Origin of the sequence: Pseudomonas sp. GLN_2, from assembly GCF_043106005.1 — a bacterium.
Taxonomy (GTDB): domain Bacteria; phylum Pseudomonadota; class Gammaproteobacteria; order Pseudomonadales; family Pseudomonadaceae; genus Aquipseudomonas; species Aquipseudomonas alloputida.
In genome coordinates this window covers 25737-36137 of record NZ_JBICMC010000046.1, presented here as the reverse complement: position 1 = coordinate 36137, position 10401 = coordinate 25737, and the positions used below count along the sequence as shown (strand labels likewise).

The 10401-nt window shown below is 61.1% G+C and carries 10 protein-coding genes; 6 read left to right on the top strand and 4 right to left on the bottom strand.

Going from position 1 to position 10401, the window contains the following annotated elements:
- Positions 1–426 precede the first annotated feature (426 nt).
- Positions 427–1920 carry a CoA-acylating methylmalonate-semialdehyde dehydrogenase gene (locus ACF8Q6_RS12725; protein ID WP_003255276.1) on the bottom strand — a complete coding sequence of 498 codons (1494 nt, stop codon included), beginning with the start codon at positions 1918–1920 and terminating at the stop codon, positions 427–429.
- A gap of 73 nt (positions 1921–1993) precedes the next feature.
- A complete protein-coding gene (locus tag ACF8Q6_RS12720; protein WP_014589574.1) occupies positions 1994–3340 on the bottom strand; it encodes an aspartate aminotransferase family protein in 1347 nt (448 codons plus the stop codon).
- 115 nt (positions 3341–3455) lie between these two features.
- On the opposite strand from ACF8Q6_RS12720, the gene ACF8Q6_RS12715 reads away from it, so the two are divergent.
- The 5 genes from ACF8Q6_RS12715 (at position 3456) to ACF8Q6_RS12695 (ending at position 7812) form a co-directional block, all read left to right on the top strand.
- Entirely contained in the window at positions 3456–4376 is a 921-nt protein-coding gene (locus tag ACF8Q6_RS12715) for a LysR family transcriptional regulator (protein WP_029611808.1), read from the top strand.
- A 90-nt stretch (positions 4377–4466) separates the two neighbouring features.
- Positions 4467–5129 (top strand): TetR/AcrR family transcriptional regulator, encoded by a 663-nt coding sequence (locus ACF8Q6_RS12710; protein WP_012051106.1) that lies wholly within the window; start codon positions 4467–4469, stop codon positions 5127–5129.
- A gap of 9 nt (positions 5130–5138) precedes the next feature.
- Positions 5139–5723 carry a YigZ family protein gene (locus ACF8Q6_RS12705; protein ID WP_010951864.1) on the top strand — a complete coding sequence of 195 codons (585 nt, stop codon included), beginning with the start codon at positions 5139–5141 and terminating at the stop codon, positions 5721–5723.
- A gap of 368 nt (positions 5724–6091) precedes the next feature.
- Positions 6092–6778, top strand: a complete 687-nt coding sequence (locus tag ACF8Q6_RS12700; RefSeq protein WP_003255281.1) for an SDR family oxidoreductase — start codon at positions 6092–6094, stop codon at positions 6776–6778.
- An 86-nt stretch (positions 6779–6864) separates the two neighbouring features.
- Positions 6865–7812, top strand: a complete 948-nt coding sequence (locus ACF8Q6_RS12695; RefSeq protein WP_003255282.1) for an adenosine deaminase — start codon at positions 6865–6867, stop codon at positions 7810–7812.
- 20 nt (positions 7813–7832) lie between these two features.
- On the opposite strand, the gene ACF8Q6_RS12690 is transcribed toward ACF8Q6_RS12695, so the two are convergent.
- Positions 7833–8546, bottom strand: a complete 714-nt coding sequence (locus ACF8Q6_RS12690; RefSeq protein ID WP_019438054.1) for a helix-turn-helix transcriptional regulator — start codon at positions 8544–8546, stop codon at positions 7833–7835.
- Between the two features lie 489 nt (positions 8547–9035).
- Between ACF8Q6_RS12690 and ACF8Q6_RS12685 the strand changes: the two genes are divergently transcribed.
- Positions 9036–9233 carry a hypothetical protein gene (locus ACF8Q6_RS12685; RefSeq protein ID WP_003255284.1) on the top strand — a complete coding sequence of 66 codons (198 nt, stop codon included), beginning with the start codon at positions 9036–9038 and terminating at the stop codon, positions 9231–9233.
- On the opposite strand, the gene ACF8Q6_RS12680 is transcribed toward ACF8Q6_RS12685, so the two are convergent.
- The gene (locus ACF8Q6_RS12680) at positions 9184–10365 is read right to left on the bottom strand and encodes a multidrug effflux MFS transporter (protein ID WP_392491233.1); all 1182 of its coding nucleotides are present in this window, start codon (positions 10363–10365) and stop codon (positions 9184–9186) included. The genes ACF8Q6_RS12685 and ACF8Q6_RS12680 overlap by 50 nt on opposite strands.
- Between the last annotated feature and the right edge of the window lie 36 nt (positions 10366–10401).

The window sequence follows — 10401 nt, the reverse complement described above, 5'->3', positions numbered from 1 at the left end:
AAGCGCTGTCAACCACCATTTTCAACCGCTTTCGATCATTCGATCGTAGCCCTTCCAGCCTTTGCCTTCACTACTTAACTCATTGAATCTCAAGGAGTTTTTCGTTCCGATGTCGCTGGAAGTGGGGCGCATTATAAGGGGATTCGAAAGTCCGTCAACCTTTAATTTCAAGAAAGTGAAATATAAGGGGACAAAGACAGTATCGGGGCTGCCAAGTGTTCGCCACGACAGTTTCATCGCCTATGAGATCGAGCGCCGCCCGCGCGGCGCTCGATCTCACAGGCGCTGCAGGGGTTATGGCAGACACATCTCACCGCCAAAACCACCTCAAGACATACCCACCACACCTCCCCCTACAACAGCAACAACCAACCCCCAAAAACAAAGCGGGGAGGCCTGCCGGCCTCCCCGCTTCATCTACTCCCCTTAAAGGCTAGGGAATGCAAACTGCGACGCTTCATGGCTGGCCCGCTGCGGCCAACGCTGGGTAATTGCCTTGCGACGGGTATAGAAGCGCACACCATCCGGGCCATAGGCATGCAGGTCACCAAACAGCGAACGCTTCCAGCCACCAAAGCTGTGGTAGGCCACCGGCACCGGCAGCGGTACGTTCACACCCACCATACCCACTTCGATCTCGTCGCAGAACAGACGGGCCGCTTCACCGTCACGCGTAAAGATGCAGGTGCCGTTGCCATACTCGTGATCGTTGATCAGCTGCATGGCCTGCTCCAGGCTATTCACACGGACCACGCACAGCACCGGGCCAAAGATCTCCTCTTTATAGATGCGCATCTCCGGGGTCACCTTGTCGAACAGGGTGCCACCCACAAAGTAGCCATCTTCATTACCCGCCACTCGGAAACCACGGCCATCCACCACCAGCTTGGCGCCAGCAGCAACACCGTCATCGATGTAACCCACGACCTTGTCACGCGCTGCCGCAGTCACCAGCGGGCCCATGTCCAGGCCGCACGAGGTGCCGGCACCAATCTTCAGCGCCTTGATCTGTGGCTCCAGCTTGGCAATCAGGGCATCGGCCACTTGGTCGCCTACGCACACGGCGACCGAAATGGCCATGCAACGCTCGCCACACGAACCGTAAGCCGCGCCCATCAGTGCACTGACGGCGTTGTCCAGGTCGGCATCCGGCATCAGCACCGCGTGGTTCTTCGCGCCCCCCAGGGCTTGTACACGCTTGCCACGCTTGGTGCCTTCGGCATAGATGTACTCGGCGATCGGGGTCGAGCCCACGAAGCTCAGTGCTTTGACTTCCGGCGCTTCGATCAGCGCATCCACCGCTTCCTTGTCACCGTGCACGACGTTCAGGATGCCCTTCGGCAGGCCGGCTTCCAGCAGCAACTGGGCAATGTACAGGGTCGAGCTCGGGTCACGCTCGGAAGGCTTGAGGATGAATGCGTTGCCGCAGGCGATGGCCAGCGGGTACATCCACAGCGGCACCATGGCCGGGAAGTTGAATGGGGTGATACCGGCAACCACGCCCAGCGGCTGGAAGTCGGACCAGGCGTCGATGTTCGGACCGACGTTGCGGCTGTACTCACCCTTCAGCACTTCAGGGGCTGCACACGCGAACTCGACGTTCTCGATACCACGCTTCAGTTCACCGGCGGCGTCTTCCAGGGTCTTGCCGTGCTCTTCGCTGATCATCTGCGAAATCTTGGCTTCGTTCTGCTCCAGCAGTTGCTTGAAGCGGAACATCACCTGGGCGCGCTTGGCCGGAGGGGTGTTGCGCCAGGCCGGGAAGGCTGCCTTGGCCGAGTCGATCGCTTCCTGCACGGTTGCGCGGCTGGCCAGTTCGACCTTGCGAACGGCCTGGCCAGTGGACGGGTTGAAGACATCGGCGGTGCGCTCACCCTTGGTAACCAGTTCGCCGTGAATCAGGTGCTGAACAATGCTCATGCAAAACTCCAGATAAACAAAGGAGAGCCAGGCGCGCGCTGCGGGCATGCGCCTGGCATCAAAATCGGAAAGATCAGTCGATCAGGTTCAGGGTTTCGCCTACCGCATCGAACAGGCGGTCCAGTTCCTGCGGCTTGGTATTGAAGGTTGGGCCGAACTGCAGGGTGTCGCCACCAAAGCGTACATAGAAGCCGGCTTTCCACAGCTTCATGGCCGCTTCGTATGGGCGAACAATGGCATCACCGTCACGGGCGGCGATCTGGATGGCGCCGGCCAGGCCGTAGTTACGGATATCGACGATATTCTTGGTGCCCTTCACGCCGTGCAGCAGCTTCTCGAAATGCGGCGCCAGTTCAGCCGCGGACTGCACCAGGTTTTCCTTCTGCAGCAGGTCCAGCGCGGCGAGACCGGCGGCACAGGCTACCGGGTGCGCCGAATAGGTGTAGCCGTGTGGGAATTCCACGGCGTATTCCGGGGTCGGCTGATTCATGAAGGTCTGGTAGATCTCGCTGCTGGCAATCACTGCGCCCATCGGGATGGCGCCGTTGGTCACCTGCTTGGCGATGCACATCAGGTCCGGGGTAACGCCGAAGGCTTCCGAGCCGGTCATCGCGCCCATGCGGCCGAAGCCTGTGATCACTTCGTCGAAGATCAGCAGAATGTTGTGCTGGGTGCAGATTTCACGCAGACGCTTCAGGTAACCCTTCGGCGGCGGCAGCACACCGGCCGAACCGGCCAGCGGCTCGACGATGACTGCTGCGATGTTGGAGGCATCGTGCAGCTCGATCAGCTTGAGCATTTCGTCAGCCAGCGCGATACCGCCCTCTTCCGGCATGCCTTTGGAGAAGGCGTTCACTGGCAACACGGTGTGAGGCAGGTGGTCGACGTCCAGCAGCTGACCAAACATCTTGCGGTTACCGTTGACGCCACCCAGGCTGGTACCGGCGATGTTCACGCCATGGTAACCACGGGCACGGCCGATGATCTTGGTCTTGGTTGCCTGGCCTTTCAGGCGCCAGTAGGCACGTACCATCTTCAGTGCGGTATCGGCGCACTCGGAACCGGAGTTGGTATAGAAGACGTGATTCAGATTGCCCGGCACCAGCTCGGCGATCTTTTCCGCCAGCTGGAACGACAGCGGGTGGCCGAACTGGAACGCTGGGGAGTAGTCCAGCGTACTCAGTTGGCGGGTCACCGCGTCAGCGATTTCCTTGCGAGTGTGCCCTGCGCCGCAGGTCCACAGGCCAGACAGGGCGTCGAAGATCTTGCGCCCGTGGTCATCGACCAGGTAGTTGCCTTCGGCCGCCACGATCAGGCGTGGGTCGCGCTGGAAGTTGCGGTTGGCGGTATAGGGCATCCAGTGGGCGTCCAGCTTGAGCTGGCTGGCGATACCCGCGGGGGCGGTTTCGGGCATGTTCATCGGCGGTTCCTCGGAAGACGATTAGGCAACGATGGATGTTGTTGCAGCTAAGTTGGCACGGCGATAGAGTCTGAAAAAGCCTACATTTCTAACCTTCAGGCAGGCCGAGACTAAACTGATGAGCCGAAGACCCGATCCACTCGCCCAAGTCAGCGATTTCGACATCCGCCTGCTGAAGATCTATCGCAGCGTCGTCGAGTGCGGTGGCTTCTCCGCTGCCGAAAACGTACTGGGCATTGGTCGCTCGGCCATCAGCCAGCAGATGAACGACCTCGAGCAACGCCTCGGCCTGCGCCTGTGTCAGCGCGGCCGCGCCGGTTTCTCGCTAACGGAGGAAGGCCGCGAGGTCTACCATTCAGCCCTGCAACTGCTCAGCGCGCTGGAAAGCTTCCGCACCGAGGTCAATGGCCTGCACCAGCATTTGCGCGGCGAGCTGAACATCGGCCTGACCGACAACCTGGTGACATTGCCGCACATGCGTATCACCCATGCCCTGGCGGAACTCAAGGACCGCGGCCCTGATGTACGCATCCAGATCCGTATGATCGCCCCCAGCCAGGTCGAGCACGGCGTGCTCGACGGCAGCCTGCACGTTGGCGTCGTCCCACAGACCAGCCCGCTATCGGGGCTTGAGTACCAACCGTTGTACAGCGAACGCTCGCTGCTGTACTGCGCAGTCGGCCACCCGCTGTTCTACGCCGACGACCAGCAGATAGACGACGAACGCCTCAACAGCCAGGAAGCCATCACCCCCACCTTCCGCCTGCCGGCCGACATCCAGGCGCACTACCAGGCGCTGAATTGCACAGCCAGTGCTTCTGACCGCGAGGGCATGGCGTTTCTCATCCTCACCGGGCGTTATATTGGCTATCTGCCCGACCACTACGCCATGTTCTGGGTACAGCAAGGCCGTTTGCGTGCGCTCAAGCCCAAGGAGCGCTTTTACGACCTGAGCCTGAGCTGGGTTACCCGCAAAGGCCGGCGCCCCAACCTGGTGTTGGAAAGCTTCCTCGAAAGCCTGGCTGCGACACGTTGATGCCAGTCTGTGCCGCAAACGCTTGTCACTTCGGCACAGGCAGGTAATCTTGTCCCACAGCCGCAGCCACTGCCCCGTACGGAATCGTCCATGACCCTAGAAGTCCCTGCGCATCGCCTCTCCGCCTCGGGCAAGCCCGCGGGCCGTATCCGCCAGAAGAACGAACAGGCCATTATCCAGGCCGCCGAAGATGAGTTCGCCCGCCATGGTTTCAAGGGCACCAGCATGAACACCATCGCCCTCAAGGCGGGGTTGCCCAAGGCTAACCTGCATTACTACTTCACTAACAAGCTGGGTCTTTACATCGCCGTGCTCAGCAACATCATCGAGTTGTGGGACAGCACCTTCAACGCCTTGAGCGTCGATGACGACCCCGGTGAAGCCCTGAGCCAGTACATCCGCACCAAAATGGAGTTCTCCCGGCGCAACCCGCAAGCTTCGCGCATTTTCGCCATGGAAGTGATCAGCGGTGGCACCTGCCTGACCGAATACTTCAGTGCCGATTACCGCGAATGGTTCCGCGGCCGTGCTGCGGTGTTCCAGGCCTGGATCGAAGCAGGCAAAATGGACCCGGTCGACCCGGTGCACCTGATCTTCCTGCTCTGGGGCAGCACCCAGCACTATGCCGACTTCGCCACCCAGATTTGCCAGGTGACTGGCCGCAGCCGCCTGACCAAGCAGGACATGGAAGACGCGAGCAACAACCTTATCCACATCATTTTGAAGGGCTGCGGCATCACGCCGGCTGCCTGACCGTCCTTTATGCCTTCTACCCTGCTCGACCTCTGCGAATACCGCGAGGAAATCCGCAAAAGCCGCTTCATCACCCTTGCCGGGCCGATCAGCAGTGCCGCCGAAGCGATGAGTTTCATCGAACGTCACAGCGACCTGGCCGCTACCCACAACTGCTGGGCCTGGAAACTCGGCGCGCAGTACCGCAGCAGTGACGACGGCGAACCCGGCGGCACTGCAGGGCGACCGATACTGGCGGCCATCGAAGCGCAGGACTGCGACCAGGTGGTGGTGCTGGTGATCCGTTGGTACGGCGGCATCCAGCTGGGTACCGGCGGCCTGGCCAGGGCCTATGGCGGCGGCGCCAACAAGTGCCTGCAACAGGCGCCCAAGCGCCTACTGGTGCAGCGCAGCCATTTCAGCTGCAGTTGCAGTTTCAGCGAGCTGGCGCTGGTGAAGCTGCGTTTGGCCGAGGTTGACGGCCTGGTCCTGGATGAACAGTTCACCGCCAATGGTGTGGACCTGGTCATTGCCCTCGGTGACGCCCACCTGGCGCCATTGCAACAGCAACTGGCGGACCTGAGCCGCGGGCGTATTTTGCTCGAAGCACGCTGAACATTGCCCACAACAACTGTGGGCCTGCCTGTGGATAAGCTTGGGGCATTCTCTTGCAGCCTAGTGATTTCAAGGCTCCCAGAGCTTTGATCATATTTTGATCACTATTTCATGACAGTCGTAAACTGCTGAATGTGCGCGACTTATCCCCAGCGAACCGCTCATCCAAGCCGCACCCCGCTTGCTCACCTTGCACACAATAACTGTGGACCAGCTTGTGGATAACCCGTGCGCCAACAGGCGAAGCGCCCGGCCCCGCAAGGCCCAGACAAAACTGACCATTTTTTAACCAGACGCAAACCAGGCACGTGTATTCGCCGTGACGTATGCTCAATTCCTTTCTCCTGCACCGATAAAGGAATGTTCCTATGGCCAATTCAAGAACTGCCCTCATCATCGGCGCCTCGCGCGGGCTTGGCCTGGGCTTGGTACAACGCCTGCACGAAGACGGTTGGCACATCACTGCCACCGTCCGTAACCCGCAGCAGCCCGGCGCCCTGGCGAACGTGCCCGGCGTGCATATCGAGCAGCTGGAAATGAACGACACCGTTCAGCTCGACAGCCTGAAGCAACGCCTGCAAGGCCAGGTGTTCGACCTGATATTCGTCAACGCCGGGGTCATGGGCCCCCTGCCGCAAGACCTGGAGGCAGTCCACAACAGCGACATTGGCGATTTGTTCATGACCAACGCAGTGGCGCCGATACGCGTGGCTCGCCGCCTGGTGGGTCAAATACGCGAAGGCAGTGGTGTGCTGGCGTTCATGAGCTCGATCCTGGGAAGCGTCACCATCCCAGACGGTGGCGAAATCTGCCTGTACAAAGCCAGCAAGGCGGCACTCAACTCGATGATCAACAGCTTCTTCGTTGAGCAGCAGCGCCCGGACCTGTGCGTGCTGGCCATGCACCCGGGCTGGGTGAAAACCGACATGGGTGGCGAAAACGCCGAAATCGATGTGCTCACCAGCACCCGCGGCATGATCGAACAGATCAAGGCCCAAAGCGGCAAGGGCGGCCTGCGTTTCATCAACTACAAGGGCGAACCCTTGGTCTGGTGATTCACCAGGTCGCAGCCCGGCTGGGCGCATTGCCCAGCCAGCCCCTGTAGAATGGCCGCAACCGTACCTGATTGAGATGAACCACTATGTATGACTGGTTGAACGCCCTGCCCAAGGCCGAACTGCACCTGCACCTGGAAGGCTCACTGGAGCCCGAGTTGCTGTTCGCCCTGGCCGAGCGCAACAAGATCGCCTTGCCCTGGGCCGATGTGGAGACCTTGCGCGGTGCCTATGCCTTCAACAACCTGCAGGAGTTCCTCGACCTGTATTACCAGGGCGCAGATGTGCTGCGCACCGAGCAGGACTTCTACGACCTGACCTGGGCCTACTTGCAACGCTGCAAGGCCCAGAACGTGATCCACACCGAACCCTTCTTCGACCCGCAGACCCACACCGACCGCGGCATTGCTTTCGAAGTGGTGCTCAACGGCATCAGCCAGGCGCTCAAGGATGGCCGCGAACAACTGGGCATCAGCAGCGGCCTGATCCTCAGCTTCCTGCGCCACCTCAGCGAGGATGAAGCGCACAAGACCCTCGATCAGGCCTTGCCGTTCCGCGATGCGTTCATTGCCGTAGGCTTGGACAGCTCGGAGATGGGCCACCCGCCAAGCAAGTTCCAGCGGGTGTTCGACCGCGCCCGTAGCGAAGGCTTCGTCGCCGTTGCCCATGCTGGCGAAGAAGGCCCGCCCGAGTACATCTGGGAAGCCCTCGACCTGCTGAAGATCAAACGTATCGACCATGGCGTGCGCGCCATCGAGGACGAGCGCCTGATGCAGCGCATCATCGACGAGCAGATCCCGCTCACGGTGTGCCCGCTCTCCAACACCAAGCTCTGCGTGTTCGACCACATGAGCCAGCACAACATCCTCGACATGCTCGAGCGTGGTGTGAAAGTCACGGTCAACTCGGACGACCCGGCCTACTTCGGCGGCTACGTCACGGAAAACTTCCACGCTCTGCATACCCACTTGGGCATGACCGAAGACCAGGCTCGTCGCCTGGCGCAGAACAGCCTGGACGCACGGCTGGTTTGAGTAGCATGACGACGTTGCGCTCAACCGACCTGCAACGTCGCCACGCGGGCTATGCGATTGATCTGCTGGATACCCAGCGCCGAAATATGCAATGCCCGCGAGTCCTCCAGCTCGCGCATCCAGCCAGATTGCAGGAACAACCTGAACAAGGCCTGACCCAGTACGCCACCCAGATGCGGGCCCTGGTCATTCCATTCGGTGCAGCGGCAGATCACGCAACCCCGTTGCTGGTGTGGCGCCAGGGCATCGATGTACACCCCGACCAAGGCCAACTGCGCCCGCCCCTCGTCACTGACCCTCAAGTGCCGTCCGCTGCCTTCCAACCAGCCAGCCACCACCATGCGATGGTACAGCTCACTGGCCAACTCCCCACCCAGGTGATCGCCACAACGGCGCGCCCGGCGCATCGACAGCGGCAGCGACGATACCGGCGCTTCGGCACGCTCTCCCCTGGCGCTTTCCAGCTGTACGCTGGCCAAGGCCTCTACCGCCGCTCCGACCTGCGGGGTAGCCAGGCAGAAGTAACGTTTGCGGCCCCTGGCTTCATGCCTGAGCAAACCGGCCGACGACAGCAGCGAAAGGTGCGCGCAGGCTGACGATGAAGTCAGGCCAGTCATTATCGCGAGCTCATTGGCCAACCGTGGTGTGCCATCGATCAATGCCCACAGCATGGCACTGCGCTTGGGGTCGGCCATCAGGCTGGCGATCTGGCTGATACTGCTGGCTGCGTTCATGTCCTTGTAACTCCCTGCAAGTTCACGGTGGGGATGCGATGGCCAACCCTGCCAGGGAAGCGCCTCTCGCTGGCACTGGCCTGGCTCGCCAGTATAAGCCGCAGAAAACGCCGGTTCAGACGGCCAGGTGCCATCGTACTCATGACGAAAAACCACTGGGTATGCCTACCCATGGCAAGCAGCAAGGCGGCTTCGAAAACGCCCCGGCACCCAGTCAATCAAGGCACCGGTACGCCTACACAAACGCGCTGAAACATCTTGATGAAAACAAACTTGCAGTCATTTCAGATGTGGCCCACAGCAACCTTCCACAAATAGTGCGAAACAAAGCGAAGGTTCTGCGGGTTTGCAGGCATTGCACCCAAAGTAGGAAACGCCATCAGAAAAATGCACACACTTACCGTCAGTCAGGACGCTGAAGCCGTGGCATGGCAGGCCGGCGGGCCAGCGCTACACTTGAGCGGCTCCCCTTCCTGGAGGTATGCAGCGATGAAAATTATCGTAAGTGCGTCGAGCCGAAACCCCGCCTGCCCTTGGCAAGTCCAGCTCGATCAGCATGTGGTCAGTTTCCGCAGCGAGGCTGAGGCGCGTGCCTTCGTCGCCACGCTGGAAACCCGGCTGCAGGCACCTCACCCGCTCATGCGGGAGCCTTGGCCTGCAAACGCCGGGTCAACAGCGCAACACTGACCACCAGCGCCCCGCACAGGCTGATCACGATTGCCATGGGCACCGCACTGCCGTCATGCAGCAGCCCGACCAGTGCGGCAGCACCCGCAGCGACGCTGAACTGCACACAGCCCAACAGTGCCGAGGCGCTGCCGGCACGCGCGCCCTGTCCACTCATGGCGCAGGCCGAAGCATTGGGAATGATGCAACCCAGGCTGGCGATACAGATGAACAGCGGCACCAGCAGCGGCCACAACTGCGCAGGGCGCAACGCCGCCACCCCCAGCAGCACCAGGCCCGCAACCAGATACAGCCACACCGCACGGCCCAGCAGGAAGGCCGGCCCGCGTTTGGCCAGCAGGCGGGCGTTCACCTGCGCCACCAGAATAAAGCCTGCGGCGTTGGTGCCGAACAGCCAGCCGTAGTGCTCAGCGGGCACGCCATACAGTTTGATGAACACGAAAGGTGAACCGGCGATATAGGCAAACATGCCGGCAATGGCGATACCGCCGGTCAGGGCATGGCCGAGGAAAACCCGGTCAGCCAGCAGCCGCAGGTACTGGCGCAAGGCGCCAGACAGCGGTTGGCGAGGTATATGCTCGGGCAGGCTTTCCGGCAGGCCCAGGCTTACCGCCAGCAGGCAGCCTGCGCTGAACAGGCTCAGCGCAAGGAAGATCGACTGCCAGCCGGCCAGGTTCACCAGCACCCCACCCAGCATCGGTGCCAGGATCGGCGCCAAGCCCATGACCAGCATCAGTTGCGAGAACACTTTGGCTGAAGCTACCGGGTCGCACTTGTCGCTGACGATGGCCCGCGAAAGCACCATGCCGGCACAACCACCCAGTGCCTGGATGAAACGCGCCACTACCAAGGTATCGAGGTTGGGGGCGTAGGCACAGGCCAGTGATGCCAAGGTGAACAGCGTAACGCCGAACATCAGCGGTTTGCGTCGGCCAAAGCGGTCGGCAACCGGCCCATAGGCCAACTGCCCGATAGACAGGCCCAGGAAGTAGGCGGCCAACGTGGCCTGGACGTGTTTTTCATCGGTGGCGAACGCTTGCGCCATGGCCGGGAAGGCTGGCAGGTAAAAGTCGATCGCCAAGGGCCCGAACGCACTGAGTGCGCCCAGGATGAGCACCATTCGCAGGTTCATCAGGAATCCATAGCAGGCTAAGCAAGTGACTGATTC

Bases quoted from the DNA above. Each gene is read 5' to 3' on its own strand.
- ACF8Q6_RS12725 (WP_003255276.1), bottom strand. From the start codon at position 1,920: ATGAGCATTGTTCAGCACCTGATTCACGGCGAACTGGTTACCAAGGGT.
- ACF8Q6_RS12720 (WP_014589574.1), bottom strand. From the start codon at position 3,340: ATGAACATGCCCGAAACCGCCCCCGCGGGTATCGCCAGCCAGCTCAAG.
- ACF8Q6_RS12710 (WP_012051106.1), top strand. From the start codon at position 4,467: ATGACCCTAGAAGTCCCTGCGCATCGCCTCTCCGCCTCGGGCAAGCCC.
- ACF8Q6_RS12705 (WP_010951864.1), top strand. From the start codon at position 5,139: ATGCCTTCTACCCTGCTCGACCTCTGCGAATACCGCGAGGAAATCCGC.
- ACF8Q6_RS12700 (WP_003255281.1), top strand. From the start codon at position 6,092: ATGGCCAATTCAAGAACTGCCCTCATCATCGGCGCCTCGCGCGGGCTT.
- ACF8Q6_RS12695 (WP_003255282.1), top strand. From the start codon at position 6,865: ATGTATGACTGGTTGAACGCCCTGCCCAAGGCCGAACTGCACCTGCAC.
- ACF8Q6_RS12690 (WP_019438054.1), bottom strand. From the start codon at position 8,546: ATGAACGCAGCCAGCAGTATCAGCCAGATCGCCAGCCTGATGGCCGAC.
- ACF8Q6_RS12685 (WP_003255284.1), top strand. From the start codon at position 9,036: ATGAAAATTATCGTAAGTGCGTCGAGCCGAAACCCCGCCTGCCCTTGG.
- ACF8Q6_RS12680 (WP_392491233.1), bottom strand. From the start codon at position 10,365: ATGAACCTGCGAATGGTGCTCATCCTGGGCGCACTCAGTGCGTTCGGG.